This is a genomic window from Microbacterium soli, assembly GCF_039539005.1.
Classification (GTDB): Bacteria; Actinomycetota; Actinomycetes; order Actinomycetales; family Microbacteriaceae; genus Microbacterium; species Microbacterium soli.
Map to the genome: position 1 here is coordinate 1,632,007 of NZ_BAABCP010000001.1, position 21,821 is coordinate 1,653,827.

General features: G+C 70.6%; 19 protein-coding genes. 12 read left to right on the top strand and 7 right to left on the bottom strand.

The annotated features are described in order from the left end of the window. Window positions 1-28: 28 nt before the first annotated feature. The gene (locus ABD770_RS07640) at window positions 29-1,417 is read right to left on the bottom strand and encodes an FAD-binding oxidoreductase (protein WP_344818937.1); all 1,389 of its coding nucleotides are present in this window, start codon (window positions 1,415-1,417) and stop codon (window positions 29-31) included. 288 nt (window positions 1,418-1,705) lie between these two features. Here ABD770_RS07640 and ABD770_RS07645 point away from each other — a divergent pair, with 288 nt between their 5' ends. Next, window positions 1,706-3,868, top strand: a complete 2,163-nt coding sequence (locus ABD770_RS07645; protein WP_344818938.1) for a DUF7507 domain-containing protein — start codon at window positions 1,706-1,708, stop codon at window positions 3,866-3,868. A gap of 76 nt (window positions 3,869-3,944) precedes the next feature. Here ABD770_RS07645 and ABD770_RS07650 read toward each other — a convergent pair whose 3' ends face one another. After that, entirely contained in the window at window positions 3,945-4,625 is a 681-nt protein-coding gene (locus ABD770_RS07650; RefSeq protein WP_344818939.1) for a FadR/GntR family transcriptional regulator, read from the bottom strand. Between the two features lie 68 nt (window positions 4,626-4,693). Between ABD770_RS07650 and ABD770_RS07655 the strand changes: the two genes are divergently transcribed. Further along, window positions 4,694-5,563, top strand: coding sequence for an amidohydrolase family protein (locus ABD770_RS07655; RefSeq protein ID WP_344818940.1), 870 nt, complete (start codon window positions 4,694-4,696; stop codon window positions 5,561-5,563). A gap of 88 nt (window positions 5,564-5,651) precedes the next feature. Here ABD770_RS07655 and ABD770_RS07660 read toward each other — a convergent pair whose 3' ends face one another. Together ABD770_RS07660 and ABD770_RS07665 are read right to left on the bottom strand one after the other, a co-directional pair. Next, complete coding sequence (locus tag ABD770_RS07660) at window positions 5,652-6,404, bottom strand: SDR family NAD(P)-dependent oxidoreductase (protein WP_344818941.1); 753 nt, start codon at window positions 6,402-6,404, stop codon at window positions 5,652-5,654. After that, entirely contained in the window at window positions 6,401-7,261 is an 861-nt protein-coding gene (locus tag ABD770_RS07665; protein WP_344818942.1) for a fumarylacetoacetate hydrolase family protein, read from the bottom strand. The genes ABD770_RS07660 and ABD770_RS07665 overlap by 4 nt, the downstream gene beginning before the upstream one ends. Window positions 7,262-7,382: 121 nt before the next feature. Between ABD770_RS07665 and ABD770_RS07670 the strand changes: the two genes are divergently transcribed. The 3 genes from ABD770_RS07670 (at window position 7,383) to ABD770_RS07680 (ending at window position 10,734) form a co-directional block, all read left to right on the top strand. Beyond that, window positions 7,383-8,678, top strand: a complete 1,296-nt coding sequence (locus tag ABD770_RS07670) for an L-fuconate dehydratase (RefSeq protein ID WP_344818943.1) — start codon at window positions 7,383-7,385, stop codon at window positions 8,676-8,678. After that, window positions 8,665-9,630, top strand: a complete 966-nt coding sequence (locus tag ABD770_RS07675) for an aldo/keto reductase (protein WP_344818944.1) — start codon at window positions 8,665-8,667, stop codon at window positions 9,628-9,630. Before ABD770_RS07670 ends, ABD770_RS07675 begins: the two co-directional genes overlap by 14 nt. A gap of 93 nt (window positions 9,631-9,723) precedes the next feature. Beyond that, window positions 9,724-10,734 (top strand): EamA family transporter, encoded by a 1,011-nt coding sequence (locus ABD770_RS07680; protein WP_344818945.1) that lies wholly within the window; start codon window positions 9,724-9,726, stop codon window positions 10,732-10,734. Between the two features lie 12 nt (window positions 10,735-10,746). On the opposite strand, the gene ABD770_RS07685 is transcribed toward ABD770_RS07680, so the two are convergent. Beyond that, the gene (locus ABD770_RS07685) at window positions 10,747-12,069 is read right to left on the bottom strand and encodes a M20/M25/M40 family metallo-hydrolase (protein WP_344818946.1); all 1,323 of its coding nucleotides are present in this window, start codon (window positions 12,067-12,069) and stop codon (window positions 10,747-10,749) included. A gap of 189 nt (window positions 12,070-12,258) precedes the next feature. Between ABD770_RS07685 and ABD770_RS07690 the strand changes: the two genes are divergently transcribed. The 5 genes from ABD770_RS07690 (at window position 12,259) to ABD770_RS07710 (ending at window position 17,783) form a co-directional block, all read left to right on the top strand. Further along, the gene (locus ABD770_RS07690) at window positions 12,259-12,918 is read left to right on the top strand and encodes a GntR family transcriptional regulator (RefSeq protein WP_344818947.1); all 660 of its coding nucleotides are present in this window, start codon (window positions 12,259-12,261) and stop codon (window positions 12,916-12,918) included. Next, window positions 12,915-14,444, top strand: a complete 1,530-nt coding sequence (locus ABD770_RS07695; protein WP_344818948.1) for an MmgE/PrpD family protein — start codon at window positions 12,915-12,917, stop codon at window positions 14,442-14,444. The genes ABD770_RS07690 and ABD770_RS07695 overlap by 4 nt, the downstream gene beginning before the upstream one ends. Further along, window positions 14,444-15,343, top strand: a complete 900-nt coding sequence (prpB, locus tag ABD770_RS07700) for a methylisocitrate lyase (RefSeq protein WP_344818949.1) — start codon at window positions 14,444-14,446, stop codon at window positions 15,341-15,343. Before ABD770_RS07695 ends, prpB begins: the two co-directional genes overlap by 1 nt. Window positions 15,344-15,408: 65 nt before the next feature. Further along, window positions 15,409-16,590 carry a bifunctional 2-methylcitrate synthase/citrate synthase gene (locus tag ABD770_RS07705; RefSeq protein WP_344818950.1) on the top strand — a complete coding sequence of 394 codons (1,182 nt, stop codon included), beginning with the start codon at window positions 15,409-15,411 and terminating at the stop codon, window positions 16,588-16,590. Then, complete coding sequence (locus tag ABD770_RS07710; RefSeq protein ID WP_344818951.1) at window positions 16,590-17,783, top strand: thiolase family protein; 1,194 nt, start codon at window positions 16,590-16,592, stop codon at window positions 17,781-17,783. Before ABD770_RS07705 ends, ABD770_RS07710 begins: the two co-directional genes overlap by 1 nt. Window positions 17,784-17,849: 66 nt before the next feature. On the opposite strand, the gene ABD770_RS07715 is transcribed toward ABD770_RS07710, so the two are convergent. Both ABD770_RS07715 and ABD770_RS07720 read right to left on the bottom strand, forming a co-directional pair. Next, window positions 17,850-18,842, bottom strand: coding sequence for a transketolase family protein (locus tag ABD770_RS07715; RefSeq protein ID WP_344818952.1), 993 nt, complete (start codon window positions 18,840-18,842; stop codon window positions 17,850-17,852). Continuing rightward, window positions 18,839-19,768 carry a transketolase gene (locus ABD770_RS07720; RefSeq protein ID WP_344818953.1) on the bottom strand — a complete coding sequence of 310 codons (930 nt, stop codon included), beginning with the start codon at window positions 19,766-19,768 and terminating at the stop codon, window positions 18,839-18,841. The genes ABD770_RS07715 and ABD770_RS07720 overlap by 4 nt, the downstream gene beginning before the upstream one ends. Before the next feature lie 24 nt (window positions 19,769-19,792). On the opposite strand from ABD770_RS07720, the gene ABD770_RS07725 reads away from it, so the two are divergent. Together ABD770_RS07725 and ABD770_RS07730 are read left to right on the top strand one after the other, a co-directional pair. Further along, window positions 19,793-20,587: an IclR family transcriptional regulator gene (locus ABD770_RS07725; protein WP_344818954.1), complete on the top strand. Its 795-nt coding sequence runs from the start codon at window positions 19,793-19,795 to the stop codon at window positions 20,585-20,587. A gap of 229 nt (window positions 20,588-20,816) precedes the next feature. Then, the gene (locus tag ABD770_RS07730; protein ID WP_344818955.1) at window positions 20,817-21,821 is read left to right on the top strand and encodes a TIGR03557 family F420-dependent LLM class oxidoreductase; all 1,005 of its coding nucleotides are present in this window, start codon (window positions 20,817-20,819) and stop codon (window positions 21,819-21,821) included.

Genomic DNA, 21,821 nt, shown 5'->3' on the forward strand with positions numbered 1-21,821 from the left:
CGTGCCGTCCGCTCAACGGACGGCACGGTCAACTGTCCGCGAAGATCGCGCCGGGGTTGAGGATGCCCTGCGGGTCCAGCGCCCGTTTGATGCGCAGGTTCAGCTCCATGGCGTCTCCGCCGAGGTAGTCGGCGAGCCAGGGCTGCTTGAGTCGTCCCACGCCGTGCTCGCCCGTGATCGTGCCGCCCAGCCCGATCGCCAGGTCCATCACCTCGCCGAACGCGGCGTCCGCGCGCTCGCGCTGAGCGGCATCCGTCGGATCCAGCACGATCAGCGGATGCGTGTTGCCGTCACCGGCGTGCGCGACCACGGCGATCTCCACGCCGCGACGCTCGGCGATGGCCCGCATCCCGTCGATCAGGTCGCCCAGCCGGGGCAGGGGGACCCCGACGTCCTCCAGCAGCAGCGCCCCGCGCCGCTCGACGGCGGGGATCGCCTGCCTGCGCGCCTCGATGAGGGCCTCACCCTCGTCGGGATCGCTGGTGGCGTACACCTCGGTCGCGCCGTGCTGCTCGCAGATCCGCTCGATCTCCTCGATCTGCGCGGTGGCGACCTCGGACGGCTCATCGGACTGCACGATGAGCATGGCCGCGGCGGTGCGGTCCAGGTCCATCCGCATCATGTCCTCGACGGCGTTGATCGTGGCCCGGTCCATGAACTCCAGCATCGAGGGGCGCATCGCCGCCTTGACGTCGACCACCGACCGGATCGCGCCGTCCACCGTGGGGAACACGGCCACGAGCGTCGTGGGGGTGCGCTGGGCGGGGACCAGCCGCAGCACGGCCTCGGTCACGATGCCGAGCGTCCCCTCGCTGCCGACGAAGAGCTTGGTCAGCGACAGCCCCGCGACGTCCTTCAGGCGCGGCCCGCCGAGTTTCACGGCTCGCCCGTCGGCCAGCACGACGGTCAGGCCCAGGACGTAGTCCGTGGTGACGCCGTACTTCACGCAGCACAGCCCGCCCGCGTTGGTGGCGATGTTCCCGCCGATCGAGCAGAACTCCTGCGACGACGGGTCCGGGGGATACCAGAGGCCGTGCTCGGATGCCGCGGCCTTGACCTCGGCGTTGAACGCGCCGGGCTGGACGACGGCCATCTGCAGGGACGGGTCGACGACGATCTCGCGCATCCGCTCCAGGGAGACGACGATCGCGCCGTCGACCGCGGAGGATCCGCCGGACAGCCCGGACCCCGCCCCGCGCGGCACGATGCCGACGCCCTCGCGCGCGGCGATGCGCACGACGACCTGCACGTCCTCCGTGCAGGTCGCCCGCACGACGGCAAGCGGGACTCCGGCATCCGGGTCCTCCGCACGGTCACGGCGGTACGCCTGCAGCGAGTCGAGGTCGGTGATGACGGTCCCTTCGGGCAGCTCCGCGATGAGCGCGGAGATCACCTGGGCGTCACGGGCGTCGGGCATCGGGCATCCTCGTCATTCCCGCCGCCGTGGCGGCAGCGACATCACCACTATGGCAGACGCGAAGGGCCGGAGGAGCGGCCGGCAGGACTCGTCCGAGGGGGAGAGCCTACCTGATATACCGCCATCATGCCGCATCGGTCGTCGGATAAGACCGCGGTCAGGGGTCAAATCACCTGGTGTTCCGCCTGCGGCCGCAGGGCGTCACTAACGTCGTGCCGAGGCGGACGAAGCCCGCCGCCTCGCGCGAGACCGCGCGCTCCGCTGACACCGAGAACAGAGGTATCTGGCATGTCGAGAACCGGCAATCCGAAGCATGGATCAGGGCGGGGAGGGATCGCGCTCCTCGGAGCCGTCATCGCCACCTCCGCCATGGTCATCGCCCCCGCGGCGCAGGCGTCCCCAGCACCTGATGCTCCCCAGACGGCGCTCGTGCCGGGCGCGCACACCGTGATCGTCCCGAACGGCGTCTGCGCGGTGGACCTCACCGCCGCCGGCGGTGCCGGCGGCACCGCCATCACCGGTGTCGTCGAGGCGGGCGGCGCCGGAGCCGTGATCCACTCCTCGCTGGCCGTGACCCCGGGCCAGTCCTTCGACGTCACCGTCGGCGGTGCGGGCGGCGCCGGCGGGCTCGGCGGCGTGGGCGGCGGCGGTGCCGGCGGTGCCACCGGACTCCACTCGGGGGCCGGTGGTGGCGGATACACCGGCATCAGCCTGGACGGCGACCTTCTCGTGCTCGCCGGCGGCGGTGGCGGCACCGGTGGCGGCCATTCGCTCGACGGCGGGTGGGGAGGATCGGCCGGCGTCCCGACCGGTGCCGGAGTGTTCGCCGGTGAGGACGGCCAGGTCGGCCTCGATGGCGGCCCCAACGTCGTCGACCATCTTCCGCAGGCCGGCCAGGGCGGGCAGGTGGACGGTCCCGGTCTCGGCGGTGAGCACCTGGGCGACAACACCAGGTCCGGCTTCCCCGGCGTCGATCGTGAGGGCGGTGCCGGCGGTGTGGACGACGGCCCGGACTCCGGTGGTGGCGGAGGCGCCGGGTACTTCGGTGCCGGCGGTGGTGCCTCCACGATCAGCAACGGTGCCGGCGGCGCCGTCGCGGGCGGGCCCACGGGCGCGGGCGGCGGCGGCGGTTCGAGCTTCGTCTCCACGGATGTGGACTTCGACTCCGCCGAGCTCGGCAGCCGTGCGCAGGGCACCGACGGGTACGCCACGTTCGACTGGGTCATGTGCGACTTCGATCTGGCGCTGACCAAGGTCGCCTCGACCGACGTGTTCGAGGACGGCGTGCCGGTGGAGTACACCGTCACGGTCACGAACCTCGGCGCGGAGGACATGGCGATCGGCGACACCGTGACCGTCACCGATGCGAAGGCCACCGGCGGCACGCTTCTGGCGGCATCCACGGCCAACGGCGACGCTCTCGTCTGCACCCCCGCCGTCGGTGAGACCATCCCCGCCGTCGGCATCGAGTGCGGCATCCCGGTGACGGGGACGACCGAGCTGCGCGGCCTCGCCGTGGATGACCGGCTCACCCTCGTCTACGAGACCACCCCGACCGGTGACACGCCGTTCGAGAACACGGCGAGTGTGACCGACCGGGGCGACCAGGCCAACAACACCGCGAGCGTGGTCCTCGATCCGGCCGAGCCGTCACTGGAACTCGTGAAGTCCGTCGACCCGAGCACCATCGACGCGGCGGGCCAGGAGCTGACCTACAGCTTCGTGATCACCAACACCGGGAACATCGCCGTCCGCGACATCGCGATCTCCGAGGACTCGTTCTCCGGGACCGGTGACGACCTGACCATCGACTGCCCGGCCGTCACGCTGCAGCCGACCGACGCGACCACCTGCACGGCGACCTACGTCGCCACTCAGGCCGACGCCGACGCCGGTCTGATCACCAACGAGGCGACCGCCCACGGCCTGACCCCCGGTGGCAACGCCGTCGACAGCAACGCGTCCCAGGCCGTCGTGGACGTCGACCAGAAGCCGAGCCTCGAACTGGCCAAGACGGCTGACGTCGACTCAGTGACCGGCGCCGACCAGCTGATCACCTACACCTTCGAGGTGACCAACACCGGCAACGTCACCCTCACCGACCCGACGGTCACCGAGGGCGATTTCTCCGGAACCGGTGACCTGTCCGACATCGTGTGCCCCGTCGAGCCGCTGGCTCCCGGCGACTCGATCGACTGCACGGCCACGTACACGACCACGGCGGAGGACGCCAAGGCCGCGACGCTGACCAACACCGCGACCGCCTCGGCCGTCGACCCCTTCGGTGACGCGGTCGACTCCGCGCCGTCGACGGTGACGCTTCCGGTCGACAAGCCGCTGGCGCAGACCGGTGGTGACGTGGTGCCGCTGATCGTGGGCTCCGCGTTCGGCGTGGTGCTCATCTCCGCAGGCGTGCTGTTCATGCTGCGTCGTCGTCAGACGCAGGCGTAGCAGGACCCTGAGCACAGCGGGCCCCGGCATCCATGCCGGGGCCCGCTGCGTGCGTCACGGGCGGCGGCTGAGCGGGTCAGGCTGTGGCGGCCTGACGCAGCCACCGCTCGACGCCGGCGATATGCGCGGTGGCCAGTGACGAGGCCAGCGCGGAGTCGCGCTGCGCGATGGCCTCGGCGATGCCGCGATGCTCGGACAGGGTGCGCTCCACCGCGCCCTGCTCGGTCACACCGCGCCACACTCGGGCCCGGACGGTCTGACTGCTGAGACCGTCGACGAGGCTGGCGAGGTAGCCGTTGCCCGTCAGGCGCACGATCTCGCCGTGGAAGCGGATGTCGTGGGCGACGAGGTCGTCGATGGTCACCACGTCCGGGTCGACGGAGGCGACCTCGGCCAGAAGCGACTCCGCCTCCTGCGCGGAGGCATTGCTCGCCGCGAGGCCGGTGGCCTGCGACTCCAGCATCCGCCGGACGGCGAACAGCTCCAGCAGCGAGTCGTCGTCGTGCAGATCGACGACGAAGCTGATGGCCTCCAGCAGCAGGTGCGGTTCCAGACTGGTCACGTAGGTGCCGTCGCCGCGGCGGACGTCCAGCACGCGGATGACCTCGAGCGCCTTGACGGCCTCCCGCATGGAGTTGCGCGACAGGCCGAGCCGTTCGGAGAGCTCCTTCTCCGGCGGGAGCCTGTCGCCGGGACCCAGCTCGCCCCCGACGATCATCGCCTTGATCTTCTCGATCGCCTCGTCCGTGACTGCCATGGCCACATCCTCGCACAATCATCGGATGTCTGGGCCGTATCGGGCGTCGGATATGTGACGATGAACGCATGCGCGTCGTCGACTCCCACCTGCACCTCTGGGACCCGGAGCTGCTCGAGTACGACTGGCTGGAGGGCCCGCTGGACCGGCGCTTCGCCGAAGAGGAGTTCCTCGCCGAGCGACTGGAGGGCATCGAGGAGGAAACAGCGGTCTTCGTGCAGGCGGATCCGGTGCCCGAACTGTCCCTCGACGAGGTGCGCTGGGCCGATGCCATCTCGTCGCCCGCGGGCGTGGTGGCGATCGTGGCCGGCGCGCGGCTGGATCGCGGAACGGAGACCGAACAGCAGCTGGCGGCGCTGGCGTCGTTCGAGCGGGTCGTCGGAGTGCGGCATCTGCTGCAGGGGGAGCCGGCCGGGTTCGCGCTCGGGGAGGACTTCCTCCGCGGGGCGCGGGAGGTGTCCCGGCGGGGCTGGACCTTCGACGCCTGCGTGCGCGCGGACCAGCTCGGGGAGGTCGCGGCACTGGCGGCATCCGTCCCGGAGCTGCCGGTCGTGCTGGATCACCTCGGCAAGCCCGCGATCGGCACGGCGACGGACCCTGCCGCTCCCTCGGAGACGTGGGCGGAGGATCTGCGCGCACTGGGCGCGCATCCGCAGGTGTTCTGCAAGCTGTCCGGTCTGCCGGCCGAGGCCGGCGGGGTGTGGACGGATGCCCAGGTCCGGCCCTTCCTGGATGCGGCGCTGGCGGCCTTCGGCCCGCGGCGGCTCATGTGGGGCAGCGACTGGCCGGTGTCCTCGATCGATGCGGATCATGGTGTCCATGCCGCCCACTCCCGGCAGCGCTGGTTCCGCACCGTCGCGGAGTGGGCGGCGTGCCGGGGCATCAGCGTCGACGATGTGTTCCAGCGCAACGCGCTGTCGTTCTACCGCATCCGCTGACCCGCCCTCTCCCGCCGAGGCCCGCCGCCCTTGCTTCTGGGCCTCGGCGATACCCGGGTGTCGGCGGAGGAGGAAGGGGAGGAACGGGTCACTCGGGGCGCAGCCGGAGGCGGGCCATCCCGCCATCGACCTCGATGGCGGTGCCCGTGGTGGACCCGGATGCCGGAGACACCAGATACAGCACGGCGTCGGCGACCTCGGCGGGGGACACCAGCCGGCCGTGCGGCTGACGCGCCTCGAGTGCGGCCCGCTCCGCGGCGGGGTCGTCCGCGGACGCCAGCAGTCGCCCCACCCAGGGGGTGTCCGCGGTGCCCGGGTTGACGGCGTTGACCCGGATGCCCTCGCGCAGGTGGTCGGCGGCCATCGCCCGCGTGAGCGCCGACACCGCACCCTTGGACGCGGAATACAGCGCTCGCTGCGGCAGCCCTGTGGTCGAGGCGATGGATGCCGTGTTGCAGACCGCCGCTGAAGACGACCTCCGCAGCCAGGGGAGCGCCGCCGATGTCACGCGGGCGATGCCGGTGACGTTGACGGAGAGCACGCGGGCCCACTCGTCGTCGTCGTTCGCGGCGATGTCGCCCTGTGCGCCGATACCGGCGTTGTTGATGACGATGTCGATGCCGCCGAACTGCGCCGCGACCGCGGAGACGGCGGCGTCGACCGAGGCGCGATCGGAGACATCCGCCGGGAACGCCGCGAAGGCGGCGTCCGCTCCGGAGGGGTCCCGGTCGAGCACCGCGACCCGTGCGCCCTCCTCGTGCAGTCGGCGGGCGATCGCCGCGCCGATCCCGGATGCCCCGCCGGTGACGAGGGCGACCAGCCCCTCGAGCCGGCCGCTCATCGCTGCGCCTCCCACGCCACGAACTCCTGGCGCTGACGGCCGAGGCCCTCGATCTCCAGCTCGACCACGTCGCCCGGCTTCAGGTACGGATACCTGCCGGACAGCGCGACGCCCTGCGGCGTCCCGGTGAGGATCAGGTCCCCGGGTTCGAGCGTGACGTACTGCGACAGGTGGTGCACGAGCGTGGGCACGTCGAAGATCATGTCGGAGGTGTTCGAATCCTGGCGCGGCTCCCCGTTGACCCAGCTGCGCAGACGGAGGCCGTGCGCGTCGAGCTCGGATGCCGGGACCAGCCAGGGCCCGGTGGGGTTGAACCCCGCGGCGATCTTGCCCTTCGACCACTGACCGCCGGAGACCGTCATCTGGAAGTCGCGCTCGGAGACGTCATTGGCCAGCACGTAGCCGGCGATGTGCGCGGCCGCCTCCTCGGGGGAGTCCAGATACGCCGTGCGGGAGCCGATCACGACCCCGAGCTCGACCTCCCAGTCGGTCTTCTCGCTGCCGCGCGGGATGGTGACGGCGTCGTTCGGTCCGATCACGGTGTTCGGCGTCTTCAGGAACAGGATGGGGACGCTCGGCGGCTCGGAGCCGGATTCGGCGGCGTGGGCGGCGTAGTTCATCCCGATGCAGATGACGGCGCTCGGCCGCGCGATCGGGGCGCCCACGCGCATCGACCCGGCATCGGGCAGCTCGGGAAGGGCCCCCGCGTCCAGTGCGGCGCGGGTGCGGCCGACAGGGTCGGTGCGGAGGAACTCGCCGTCCACATCCGATGTCACCGGCCGGAGGTCGTAGTGGCGACCATCGTCGATGACGACGGGGATCTCGCTTCCGGACTCGCCGAGGCGTGCGAACTTCATGGTTCTCCTATCTCGTCTGAGAAGCGGATGCCCGGAACGACCCCGCTGTTGACAGTATAGACATCCGATGTTTAAACTCCACCTGTCCGCAGCACATCGATGGCGCGGCTGAAGGAGCCCTGTGAGCAGTATCGTCGCGCTGGAGACCAGCGACATCCGATTCCCCACCTCGCTGAGTCTGGACGGATCGGACGCGATGAACCCCGACCCGGACTACTCGGCGGCGTACGTGATCGTGCGCAGCGACGCCGGAGACGGCATCTCCGGGCACTCGTTCGTCTTCACGATCGGCCGGGGGAACGACGTGCAGGTCGCCGCCATCGACGCTCTGGCGGGACACCTCGTCGGGCGGGAGCTGGAGCCGCTGCTGGCCGACATGGGCGGTACGTTCCGCGAGATCGTGGGCGACTCGCAGCTGCGCTGGCTCGGCCCGGAGAAGGGCGTGATGCACATGGCGATCGGTGCCGTGATCAACGCGCTGTGGGACATCAAGGCCAAGCGCGCCGGGCTCCCGCTGTGGCAGCTGCTGGCGCGGATGAGCCCCGAGGAGATCGTCGACCTCGTCGACTTCCGTTACCTCACCAACGTCCTCACCCGCGAGGACGCCCTGGAGATCCTCCGTGCCGCCGTCCCCGGGCGGGCGGAGCGCGAGGCGGCGCTGATGGAGTCCGGGTACCCGGGATACACCACCAGTCCCGGCTGGCTGGGATACTCCGATGAGAAGCTGGAGCGCCTGGCGCGGGAGGCGATGGCCGCAGGCTTCACCCAGATCAAGCTCAAGGTCGGCGCCGACCTCGACGACGACATCCGTCGGTTCCGCAGGGCGCGCGAGGTGTGCGGGCCGGACTTCCCCATCGCCATCGACGCCAATCAGCGCTGGGAGGTCTCCGAGGCGATCGAATGGGTCACGGCGCTGGCCGAGTTCCATCCGGCCTGGGTCGAGGAGCCCACCAGCCCCGATGACGTCCTCGGCCATGCCGAGATCGCCCGTGCGGTGGCGCCGATCCGCGTCGCCACCGGCGAGCACGCGCAGAACCGGATGATCTTCAAACAGCTGCTGCAGGCGAACGCGATCAGCGTCATGCAGATCGACGCGGTGCGGGTGGCCGGCGTGAACGAGAACATCGCGAACCTGCTGCTGGCGGCGAAGTTCACCGTGCCGGTGTGCCCCCACGCGGGCGGGGTGGGGCTCTGCGAGGCCGTGCAGCACCTGTCCATGTTCGACTTCGTGGCCGTCAGCGGCTCCCGCGACGGGCGGATGATCGAGTACGTCGACCACCTGCACGAGCACTTCGTCGTGCCCACGGAGATCCGAAACGGGTCCTATGCGCCGCCGGTCGCCCCCGGAGCGGGGATGGAGATGAAGCCGGCCAGCATCGCCGAGTTCACCTGGAGGGGACGGCATGCCGCGGCCTGACCTCGTTCTCCCCGCGCTCGGCTACGGCGCCGCGAACGTCGGCAACCTGTTCCGGGAACTCAGTGACGACGACGCCCTGGCCGTGCTCGACGCCGCCTGGGAGGCGGGCATCCGCTACTTCGACACCGCGCCGCACTACGGGCTGGGACTGAGCGAGCGGCGGCTGGGCGCGTTCCTGCGCACCAAGCCTCGTGACGAGTTCATCGTCTCGACGAAGGTCGGGCGATTGCTGCGACCGAACCCCGATCACCGGGCCGGCGGGCTGGACACCGCCCACGACTTCTTCGTGCCCGACGACCTGCGCAGGCGGTGGGACTTCAGCGAGGCCGGCATCCGCGCCGCCGTCGCCGAGTCGCAGGAGCGCCTCGGGCTGGACCGGATCGACGTGCTCTACCTGCACGATCCGGAGAGACACGACCTCGACCTGGCCGTCTCCGAGGCCCTCCCGGCGATGCAGAGGCTGCGAGCCGAGGGCGCGATCACGGCGATCGGCGTCGGCTCGATGGTCTCGGATGCCCTGGCCAGGGCGGTCGAAGAAGCCGATCTCGACCTGATCATGGTCGCCGGGCGCTACACGCTGCTGGAGCAGCCGGCGGCGGAGCGGGTGCTGCCGGCCTGCGCGGAGCGCGGCACCGGCGTCGTCGCGGCCTCGGTGTTCAACTCGGGTCTGCTGGCGCAGATCGAACCGCGGCGCGATGGCCGATACGAGTACGGCGCCCTCCCGGAGGCTCTGTGGGAGCGGCTCATGCGCATCGCCGCGATCTGCGCCGGTCACGGGGTTCCGCTTCCGGCGGCGGCGATCCGGTTCCCGCTGCGCTCCGCGCTGGTGCGCTCGGTGGTGGTCGGCGGCAGCCGACCCGCGCAACTCCGCCAGAACGTCGAATACGCCGCGCAGGAGATTCCCGACGAGTTCTGGGCGGAACTCGCCGATGCCGGACTCATCCCGGCCTGAGGAGCAGGAGGCGACGGCGACGCCCGAGGGAATCGGCCCGGTGACGTCGGCGAGGGGGCGTGGGCCCCTCGAAGGAGGTTAGTGTCATCTTCCATGGGCCGTGCCGCAGAGGACATCAGTCGGCGCCCGCGTGCGGGCACCGGATTGCTCGTCGCACTCGGCGCGGCATTCTCGTTCGGGATGTCCGGCGCCTGGGCGCGCGGTCTCATCGACGCCGGCTGGACGCCGGGCGCCGCGGTCACCGCGCGCATCTGGGTCGCCGCGCTCATCCTCCTCGTCCCGACGATCCTCGCCCTGCGTGGTCGGTGGCGGCTGCTGCGCTGCAATGCGGGGATGATCGCCGCCTACGGCCTGCTCGCGGTCACCGCCACACAGCTGTTCTACTTCCAGGCCGTCGCGGTCATGGACGTCGGCGTCGCGCTGCTCATCGAGTACACCGCTCCCGTGGCCGTCGTGCTGTGGCTGTGGGTGCGACGCGGGGAGAGGCCGACGGGGCGCAGCATTCTCGGCGCCGTCCTCGCGTTCGTCGGACTCGTGCTCATGCTCGACGTCCTCACCGGCGCACGCGTCGACGGCGGCGGCATCCTGTGGGCGCTGGGAGCCATGGTCGGCGCGGCCACCTACTTCGTGCTGTCGGCCCGGCAGGACACCGGCCTGCCGCCGCTCGCCCTCGCCGGCAGCGGACTGCTGCTGGGGGCGCTGGGGCTGACGACGGCGGGGCTGGTCGGGGTGCTCCCGATGCGGTGGACCTTCGACGACATCTCGTACCGGCTCGCCGGAGTCGCCGATGTCGCCGTGCCGTGGTTCGTGCCCGTGCTCGCCATCGGACTGCTGGCCACGGCCCTCGCCTACGTGCTGGGCATCGCCTCGACGCGGATGCTGGGCTCGCGCCTGGCATCCTTCGTCGCGCTCGCGGAGGTGATCGCGGCGATGCTGTTCGGCTGGCTGCTGCTGGGGCAGCTGCCGGCGCCGGTGCAACTGGTCGGCGGGGCGCTCGTGCTCGTCGGGGTCGTCATCGTCAAGCTCGGTGAGCCGAGCCCGGAGAGTCTGCCGGCCCCGGAGGGCCGGACGGGCCCGGACGTGGAGCCCGCCTCGGCGGCGTGAGGCGGCACGCGGTCAGGCCCGCTGCAGGATCTCCGCCGTGACCCGCGCGCTGAAGTGCAGCGACGAGACCGGCACGCGTTCGTCGACGGCGTGGAACTGCGCGTACACGTCGAAGTCCGTCGGCACGCGCAGCGGGACGAAGCCGTAGCCGTCGATGCCGAGCTTCGCGAAGTGCTTGTTGTCGGTGGAGGCCGGCAGGAGGTACGGCAGCACGACGGCATCCGGGTCCTCGGCGGCGATGGCCTCGGCGATCACCCGTGTCAGGGGTGCATCGTCGGGCGATTCGATCGCGGGCGGGCCGTCGTGCCACTCCACCGTCGCTCCCGGCCAGGCGAGGGTGCGCAGCGTGTTTCGCAGCCTCTTCTCCTCGCCCGGAAGAGTGCGGATGTCCAGATGTGCGCGCGCCTCGGACGGGATCACGTTGCCCTTCTCGCCGGCGCGGAGCATCGTCGGTGCGACGGTGGAGTGCAGTGAGGCGGCGATGAGCCTGCCGACGAACCCCAGCGAGCCGAGGTCGGAGCTCAGGGTCCGGTCCGTGAACGGTCGCCCGGTCTCCTCTGCGAAGGCCTGCAGCAGGGCATCTGTCGTCCTGCTGCGCGTGGACGGGGCGGAGTAGCCGCTGATGCGCGCCACCGTCTCCACCAGTCGTACGACGGCGTCGTCGCGGTGCGGCAGCGAGGCATGCCCGGACGCGCCTCGTGTGACGACGGATGCCGTGGCCACGCCCTTCTCGCCGGTTGCCAGCAGATATGCGCGACGGTCCCCGTACGGCACGGAGAATCCGCCCACCTCGCCCAGTGCCTGAGTGGCGCCCGCGAACAGCTCGGGGCGGTTGTCGACGAGCCAGCCGGCGCCGTGCGCGCCACCGGACTCCTCATCGGCGAGGAAGGCGAAGACGAGATCTCGACGGGGCACCCGGCCACGGCGGGCGAACTCCCGCGCCACGGCCAGCAGCACGCCGGCGAAGTCCTTCATGTCCACAGCACCGCGCCCGTACAGCATCCCGTCGTCGATCACCCCGCCGAACGGGGGATGCGTCCAGCCCTCGGCATCCGCGGGCACCACATCCAGGTGCGCGTGCAGCACGAGCGCCCCGGCGTGCGGATCCGATCCGTGCAGCCGGGCGACCACGCTCCCCCGGCCCGGGGCCGGCTCGACGAAGACCGTCGGGATGCCGAGCTCTTCGAGCCGCTCCTGCACGTAGCGGGCGGCCCGCGTCTCGCCGTCGCCGATCGTCGCGGGATCGCCCGTGTTGACGCTCTCGAAGCGGATGAGGTTGGCCGCGAAGGTGACGGACTCCTCCTCCAGCAGGCTGGTTCGCGGGCGAGTGGGCATCGACTGGAGAGTAATCGCGGATGCCGCAGGCGTGCAGGGGATGTGACGGACGACGACGGGATGTGACGTCGCGTGACGAACACGGCCGCGAGCGGAGCCGGGTCGCACGGGTGTACAGGATGTATACGCAGTAGTGCTCGGTGGGGAGGATATTGCCATTCGATGGGGGTTTATGTATACACTAGCGACATGCGCGCGAGTGAGAAGGCGTATCTGACGCTGCTGGAGGAGATCCAGTCCGGCGCGTTGCCCTCCGGCGCCGTGCTGGCCGAGGCCTCGCAGGCCGAACGGCTCGGCGTGAGTCGCACGCCGCTGCGGGAGGCGCTGCGCCGGCTCGTCGCCGATGGTCTGGCTGTGCAGCAGTCCCCGAGGGTCACTGTCGTCGCAGGACTGGACGCCGACGACATCCGGTCGCTGTTCGAGATCCGCCGTGCGCTGGAGGAGACCGCGGCCCGGCTGGCCGCCCAGCGCGGCGATCGAGGCGCCTTCACCGCGCTCGCCGCGGAGTTCTCGCACGTCGACCTCGACGGCGATGAGGGCCGTGACGCGTACTATGCGCTCATCGCGAGGCTCGACGCCGAGGTCGACGCGTCGCACGGCAACGACTATCTGACGTCCGCGCTGCGCCCCGTGCGCACCCACCTCGTCCGCGTGCGGCGCATGGCGCGCGACAAGCCGGAGCGGCTGGCCGCCTCGGCATCCGAGCATCTGCAGATCGCCCGTGCCCTGGCATCCGGCGACGCGGAGCTCGCCGCGCACGCCACGCACGTCCACCTGCACAACGCCCTCACCGGCATCCTCGATTCCCTGCAACAGCAGCGCACCCTCGACAGCGAAGGAACCCCATGACCGTCACCCATCACGTCCGCGTCCACCGCTCCGAAGAGGATCTGCCCCGCGAGGAGCAGCTGGCCTGGAAGATCGCGCAGGTCGCCGTCGACCCCGTCGAGGTCGACCCCGAGGTCACCGCGATGATCATCAACCGCATCATCGACAACGCGTCGGTCGCAGCGGCATCCCTGACCCGCGGCCCGATCGTCGCGGCCCGAGCGCAGGCGTTCAGCCATCCCGTCTCCACCGGCGGCAGGGGCGCGACGATCTTCGGCGCGAAGCTCGACGAGCGCACCAGCCCCGAGTGGGCCGCGTGGGCCAACGGCGTCGCCGTGCGCGAGCTCGACTACCACGACACCTTCCTGGCCGCCGAGTACTCGCACCCCGGCGACAACATCCCGCCGATCCTCGCCGTCGCCCAGCACGCGGGCTGCGACGGGCGCGCGCTCGTGCGCGGCATCGCCACCGGCTACGAGATCCAGGTCGACCTCGTGCGCGCCATCTCGCTGCACGCCCACAAGATCGACCATGTCGCCCACCTCGGCCCGTCCGCCGCGGCGGGCATCGGCACCATGCTGGATCTCCCCGCCGAGACCATCTACCAGGCCATCGGTCAGGCGCTGCACACCACCACCGCCACCCGGCAGAGCCGCAAGGGCGAGATCTCCACATGGAAGGCCCACGCCCCGGCCTTCGCCGGGAAGATGGCCGTCGAGGCCGTCGATCGAGCCATGCGCGGTCAGACCAGCCCGTCGCCCATCTATGAGGGCGAGGACGGCGTGATCGCCTGGATGCTGGACGGCCCCGACGCCTCCTACGACGTGCCGCTGCCCGCCGCCGGCGAGCCCAAGCGCGGCATCCTGGACACCTACACCAAGGAGCACTCCGCCGAGTACCAGGCGCAGGCCATCATCGATCTCGCCCGGCGTCTGGGCACCGCACGGCCCGAGCTGCGCGATCCCGCCAACATCGCCTCGATCGTGCTGCACACCAGCCACCACACGCACTACGTGATCGGCTCGGGGGCCAACGACCCGCAGAAGTACGACCCGACCGCCTCCCGTGAGACGCTGGATCACTCGGTGCCGTACATCTTCGCCGTCGCCCTGCAGGACGGCACGTGGGATCACGTCGACTCCTACCTTCCCGAGCGCGCGCAGCGCGAGGACACGGTCGCCCTGTGGCACAAGGTCACCACGGCGGAGGATCCGGAGTGGACGCGCCGGTACCACTCCACGGATCCGGCCGAGAAGGCCTTCGGCGGCCGTGTGGAGATCACCCTCGTCGACGGCTCGCAGGTCGTCGAGGAGATCGCCGTCGCCGACGCGCACCCGCTGGGGGCCCGCCCGTTCGGTCGAGAGCAGTACATCCGCAAGTTCCGCATCCTCGCCGAACCCGTGCTGGAGCCGGCCGAGATCGAGCGGTTCCTGGCGCTCGTGCAGCGCCTGCCCGAGCTGACCGCCGCCGAGGTGGCCGAGCTGTCCATCATCGCGAAGCCGGGTGTCCTGGCATCCGCCCCCGAGGCCCCGAAGGGACTCTTCTGATGCTGTACTCACAAACCCCCGCCCCCGAGAAGCGCCGCCTGCTGCGCGAGCGGCTCGGGACCGGCGAGCTGCTGCGCTTCCCGGGGGCGTTCAACCCGCTGTCGGCGCGGCTCATCCAGCAGAAGGGCTTCGAGGGCGTCTACATCTCGGGCGCCGTGCTCTCCGCAGACCTCGGGCTTCCCGACATCGGTCTCACGACGCTCACCGAGGTCGCCGGTCGTGGCGCCCAGATCGCCCGGATGACGGACCTGCCCGCCATCATCGACGCGGACACCGGATTCGGCGAGCCCATGAACGTCGCCCGCACCATCCAGACCCTGGAGGACGCCGGGATCGCCGGCACCCACATCGAGGACCAGGTCAACCCGAAGCGCTGCGGGCACCTCGACGGCAAGACGGTGGTCGACACCGACACCGCCGTCAAGCGCATTCGCGCCGCCGTCGACGCCCGCCGTGATGAGAACTTCCTCATCATGGCGCGCACCGACATCGCCGCCGTGGACGGCCTGGCTGCCGCGACGGACAGGGCGAAGGCGCTCGTGGACGCCGGAGCCGACGCGATCTTCCCGGAGGCGATGCGCTCGCTCGAGGAGTTCGCCGCGATGCGGGATGCCGTGGACGTGCCGATCCTCGCCAACATGACCGAATTCGGCAAGAGCGACCTGTTCTCGGTGGACCAGCTGCGCGACGTGGGCGTGAACATCGTGATCTGGCCGGTGTCGCTGCTGCGCCTCGCCATGGGCGCGGCGGACCGTGCGCTGGATACGCTGATCGACGAGGGGCATCTGACCTCGAGGCTCGGCGAGATGCAGCACCGCGCCGACCTGTACGACCTCATCGACTACGAGTCGTACAACCACTTCGACTCCGGGATCTTCACCTTCACCATCACGAAATAGGCGGGCCCTCCCCGGACCTCGAGCGGGCCGAGGACGAGTCCAGCGCAGTCGCAAAGGAGCACAGCATGACCGACGACATCAAGAAGGGCCTTGCCGGCGTCATCGCCGACGTCACCGCCATCAGCAAGGTCAACCCCGAGACGAACAGCCTGCTCTACCGCGGCTACCCGGTCCAGGAGCTGGCCGCGACCCAGCCCTTCGAGGCGGTCGCGCACCTGCTGTGGAACGGCGAGCTGCCGGATGCCGATCAGCTGGCCGACCTGCAGAAGCGCGAGCGGGAGCTGCGCCCGCTCGACGAGCGAACGGTCGCGCTGCTGGAGCTGATCCCGGTGGAGGCGCATCCGATGGATGTGGTGCGCACGGCCGTGAGCCAGCTGGGCACCTTCGACCCGACCCTTCACCGGCCGGGCGGCTGGACGGACCCCGTGCTCGACCAAGGCCGTGCGCTGTACCTGTTCGCACAGCTGCCCACGATCATCGCCGCCGTGCAGCGGCGCAGGAGGGGCCTGGAGCCCATCGCGCCGCGCGACGACCTGGACTACTCCGAGAACTTCCTCTGGATGACGTTCGGCGAGCTGCCCTCGGCGGCGGCCGTCGACGTGTTCCGCATCTCGATGGTGCTGTACGCGGAGCACTCCTTCAACGCCTCCACGTTCACCGCGCGCGTGATCGCGTCGACGACCTCGGATCTGTACTCCGCGGTGGTGGGCGCCATCGGTGCGCTCAAGGGGCCGCTGCACGGTGGCGCCAACGAGGCCGTCATGCACATCTTCGACGAGATCGGCTCGGCGGACCGCGTCGTGCCGTGGCTGGACGAGGCCCTCGCCGCCAAGCGCAAGATCATGGGCTTCGGGCACCGGGTCTACAAGCGCGGCGACTCCCGGGTGCCGACCATGAAGGCGGCCCTGGACCGGCTGATCGCCGAGTACGGCCGGACGGACCTGGCCGAGCTGTACGACACGCTCGAGCACGAGTTCGTCACCCGCAAGGGCATCTACCCGAACCTCGACTATCCGTCCGGTCCGGCATACAGCCTGCTGGGCTTCGAGACCGAGATCTTCACGCCGCTGTTCATCGCCGCGCGGGTGACCGGCTGGACCGCGCACGTCATGGAGCAGGCGGCGTCCAATGCGCTCATCCGGCCCCTGTCCGCGTACGACGGGGTCGACGAGCGGCACGTCCCCGGCTATGTGCCGGACACGGCAGCGATCGACGTGCAGGAGCGGGCAGAGGAGGCGGCGGAGTGATGACTGCATCATCGACGGCACGGGAGAAGGTCGCGATCGTCGCGGGGGCGCGCACCCCGGTCGGACGATTCGGCGGCGCGTTCCGGGACACCCCGGCGCACGAGTTGGGTGCGGCGGCGGTCGTGGAGGCGCTCCGCCGCTCCGGGATCGACGGCTCGCGGGTCGGCGAGGTCGTCATCGGCACGATCGGCCAGGTCGCCGGGGACGCGTACATCTCGCGCCGCGTGGCGCTGGGGGCCGGGCTCGATGTGAACACCCCGGCGTTCACCGTCAACAGGCTGTGCGGGTCGGGGCTGCAGGCGATCTGGTCGGCGGCGCAGGAACTGCTGTGGGGTGGGATCGATGTCGCCGTCGCCGGCGGTGCCGAGAACATGACCCGGATGCCGTTCTACGACTTCGATGCCCGGTTCAACGACCGCCTGGGCGACCGGAAGCTCGTGGACGGCACGGTCGCGATGCTCACGGACCCCTTCACGAGCAGGCACATGGGCACGACGGCCGAGAACGTCGCGTCCCGGTTCTCCGTCACGCGCGAGGATCAGGACGACTTCGCCCTCGAGTCGCAGCGCCGTGCTGCGACGGATGCCGCGCAGGCGGCGTTCGCGGAGGAGATCGTCCCCGTCACCACATCCGGCCGCCGGCCCGTCGAGGTGACCCGCGACGAGCATCCGCGTCCCGATACGACGCGGGAGGGCCTCGCAGGCCTGCGCGCCGCGTTCGTCGAGGGCGGCACGGTCACCGCGGGCAACGCGTCGGGCATCAACGACGGAGGCGCCGCGACCGTGCTCATGCGCGAGGCGGATGCCCGTGCCGAGGGCGCGCCGGTGCTGGCGACCATCGAGGCCGTCACGACGGCGGCGCTGGATCCGGAGATCATGGGCTACGCCCCGACCCTGGCGCTGCGGAAGCTGTTCGCGCAGACCGGACTGACTCCCGCCGACGTGTCGACGATCGAGCTCAACGAGGCCTTCGCCTCGCAGGCGCTGGCGGTCATCCGCGACACCGAGCTCGACCCCGCCCGCGTCAACCCCTACGGTGGGGCGATCGCCCTGGGGCATCCGGTCGGCGCCACCGGCGCCATCCTCACCGTGCGGGCGGCGCTCACGCTGCAGCGCACCGGCGGCGACTACGGGATCGTCACGATGTGCATCGGGGGTGGGCAGGCGCTGGCCGCGCTGATCAAGCGCGGCTGAATCGTGATCCACCGAGACCGCCGTCGACGCGCTTCGGAGCGTCGATGAAGAGACTCGTCGTTCTGCTCAGCGGTCAGAGCCGGCGTCGAGTCCGGCGATGAACTCCGCGATCGTGGCTGCGAGGTGCCGCCCGGTCAGGCCGAAGGCGTCGAGCAGCTCGATCGGTGTTCCCGTCTCGCCGTACCGGTCGTCGACGCCGAGGCGGCGCACCGGACGCGGCAGCTTCTCGCCGAGAAGCTCGGCCACGGCGCTGCCGAAGCCTCCCGCGCGTTGCGCTTCCTCGGCGGTGACGATGCGGCCGGTCCTGCGGACACTGGCGAGGATCGTCTCCTCGTCGAGCGGCTTGACCGTCGGTACGTGCAGCACTTCGGCATCCACGTCCTGCGCCGCGAGGATCTCTGCGGCGATGAGCAGCTCGTAGGTCATCGTGCCGGTGCCGGCGAGAGTGACGTCCGCTCCCTCGCGCAACAGATAGGCACGGCCGATCTCGAAGGGGGCGTCCGTGGTGCTGAAGATCGGAGTCCTGTCGCGGGCGAGGCGCAGGTATGCGGGTGCGCCGTTCTGCGCGATCGCGAGCGTGGCCTTCTCGGCCTCGATGCTGTCGCCGGGGGCGATGACCACCATGTTGGGCATGACGCGCATGATGGCGATGTCTTCGAGCATCTGGTGCGTCGCACCGTCCGGGCCGACGTTGAGGCCGGCGTGCGAGCCGATGACCTTGACGGGCAGATCGTTCAACGCGGCGGTGGTCTTGATCTGCTCCCAGTTGCGGCCGGGGCTGAAGGCCGCGTAGCTGCTGGTGAACGGGATCTTCCCGGCGTGCGCCATGCCGGCGGCGACCGTGACGAGGTTCTGCTCGGCGATGCCGACCTCGATGAAGCGCTCCGGGAACTCCTCCTGGAACAGGCTCATCTGCGTGCTCTCGGTGAGGTCGGCGCAGAGCGCGACAACGCTCTCATCGCGCTTGCCGGCCTCAAGCAGGCCGCGGCCGAATCCGGCGCGGATGGGTTCGCGCTGCACGTCGTCGGAGTGCAGGTCGGGGTTCAGCGGGTAGCTCATGCGTTCTGTGCCTTTCCAGCGGCGCGGGGGAGTCCTGCGAGTGCTTCTGCGGCCTGCGCGGCATCGGGCGCCTTGCCGTGCCAGCGGTGGTCGTATTCCATGAAGCCCACGCCCTTGCCGGGCACGGTGTGGGCGATGATCACGGTCGGTCTGCTGCCGACGGCCTTCGCCGTGCCGACGGCGTCGATGATCGCCTGCATGTTGTGGCCATCGATCTCGAGGACGTGCCAGCCGAACGACTCGAACTTGCCGCGCAGGTCCTCCAGCGGCATGACGTCCTCGGTGGAGCCGTCGATCTGGATGTAGTTGCGGTCGACGAAGCCGATCAGCTGGCGCAGCTTGTACTTGCCGGCGTACATCGCTGCTTCCCAGATGTTGCCCTCGTCGAGTTCGCCGTCGCCCATCATCACGTAGACGAAGCGGGTGAAGTCCTTGTCGATGTGCTGCAGGGCGTGGGCGTAGCCGGCCGCCTGCGACAGTCCGCTGCCGAGCGGACCGCTCGTGCTTTCGAGTCCGGGCAGCGCGCTGCGCTCGGGGTGACCCTGCAAGCGCGAGCCGTACTTGCGCAGTGTGGCCAGCTCTTCGACCGGGAAGTAGCCGGAGTGCGCCATCGCGGCGTACAGCACGGGCGCGGTGTGGCCGTTGCTGAGGTAGAAGACGTCGCGCCCCTCCCAGCTCGGGTTCTGCGGGTCGTGCTTGAGGATGTTGAAGTACAGCGCGGTCAGCAGATCGGCCATGCCCAGCGGGCCGGCGCTGTGGCCGCTGCCCGCCTTCTCCAACATCGAGACGATGGAGCGACGGATGGCGACCGCGGTCTCCTCGAGTTCACTTACGCTCAATGGCTTCGCCTGTGCCACGCTGCAGCATCCTTCCGGCATCGATGATCGGTGCGTGAAAATTTCATATAGCGCAATTTTATTGCGCATAGTGAATACTACTCTGTAGTACCGTTGACGGACAAGGCAGAGGGCGAGGGCATGAGCGAGCGGACGGCCAACGGGCGGTACGAGCTCGGCAGTGTGGATCGGGCCTTGGCCGTGTTGTCGATCCTCGCCGCGCACCCTCGCATCCGGCTGGGCGAACTCAGCGAGCGGTTGGGGGCGAACTCCACCACGGTGCTGCGGGCCCTGCGGGTGCTCGAGCGCCACGGCATGGTACGTCGCCCGCAGGGCGAGTCGGAGTACGTGCTCGGCACGCGCCTGGTGGAGCTCGGGCACGCGGCCGTGGCGGCCATCGACATCGTTCCCTCACTGCGGCAGTTCGTGGCGCCGTTGGTGCACGACTTCCACGCCACGGCCCATATCGGGATGTTGCGCGATGGCATGATCACCGTGGTCGACAAGGTGGAGCCGGTGGCACCGACCGTCCGCTACTCGGCGGTCGGCACACGTATGCCTCTGCACGCCACAGCAGGGGGCAAAGCCGCCCTGGCCCTCGCGGCACCGGCCGTGCTCGAGGATCTGAAGGAGCTCGAGGCATGCACGGTGCACACGCTGACCGAGCTCGAAGAACTCCGCGCCGAACTCGCCCGGATCCGTGACCGCCGCTACAGCGTTGAGCGTGAGGAGTACCACCTCGGCTTCGGCTGCGTCGGCTCGGCGGTCGCCGTCGAGGGCGACATCCATACCGTGAGCATCTCGGGGGCGCTCCTGGACGCCCCCGTGATCGAGGACTGCGGCACGCGCCTCCGTGACGCCGTCGACGCCTTCCTCGCCGTGCACGTCGGCGCAGTCTCGGGTCTCTGAATCGGCGGCACTCAGAACTTGCTGATCCGAGACGGGCGACCAACCGGCGATCTGCCGCGCCCTGATCGCCGTCGACCGCCATGCGCAGTCTGTCGGAGCCGCGAGAAGGAGATGTCCGGCCATTCGGGCCGGCCGTGACCGGCTCGGTTTGGACTGTCGCCGCGGAACCTGTTGGATGGTAGTCGGACCGGCTGGGGCCACTGGGGGCAGCGAGGAAGCGGAGCGCGGAATGAGTCGATCATCGAGGATCCACCACGTCGTCGCGCTCGAGCAGTTCGACCCCGCCGAGGCTGTGCGCATCGCCGCGCTCGCGGACGCCGCAGGGTTCGCGGGCGCGGTCGTCTCCGATCGATTCCAGCCGTGGCTGCCTTCGCAGGGCAACGCCTCCTTCGTCTGGGTGGTGGCAGGGGCGATCGGCCAGGCGACGGGCGGCGAGATCACGGTGTCCGCCGTGCCCGGCTACCGGATGCACCCGGCGGTGGTCGCGCAGGCCTCCGCGACCCTCGCCGCCCTGCATCCCGGGCGGCATCGGCTGCTGCTGTCGGCGGGCGACGCGATCGACGAGCATGTCGTGGGCGGCTACTGGCCGGAGCCGCGAGAGCGCGCCGAGCGGCTGTTCGAGGCGGGGGACGTGATCCGACGGCTGTTCTCCTCGGCGGCGCGCGGCAGCGACGTGCGCCACAGCGGTGATCATTTCCGGTTGGAGAGCTCGCGGCTGTGGAGCCGCGGCAGTCCCGAGGTGCAGGTGTGGGCGGGCGGACCCGCCACGGCCCGTCGGGCGGGTCGCACCGGTCAGGGCATAGCGGTGATGGCCGGCCCGCCGGAGCGGCTGGCCGCGCTGCTGCGGGCGTTCCGCGAGGGCGCGGCGGAGCACCGCGGTCAGGGCCGGGGCCGGGGCCGGGCGACCGTGCACGCCCAGGTGTCCTGGGCGCGCACCGACGGGGAGGCGATGGAGAACGCCCTGCGCGACTGGCCGATGGCGGGGCTGCGCTTCCCGCGCGGCGACATCCGCTCGCCCTTCGACGTCGCGCAGCTGGCCGCACGGGTGGGCCCTGACGACATCCGGTCGCGCATCCCGGTTTCCGCGGACATCGGCGTGCACGTCGACCGCATCCGATCGCTGCTGGACCTCGGCTTCGACAGTGTTCACCTGCACAACGTCGGACGCAATCAGGAGCAGTGGATCGAGCGCTGCGCGCAGGACCTCCTGCCCGCGGTGGAGGAGGGACTGTGA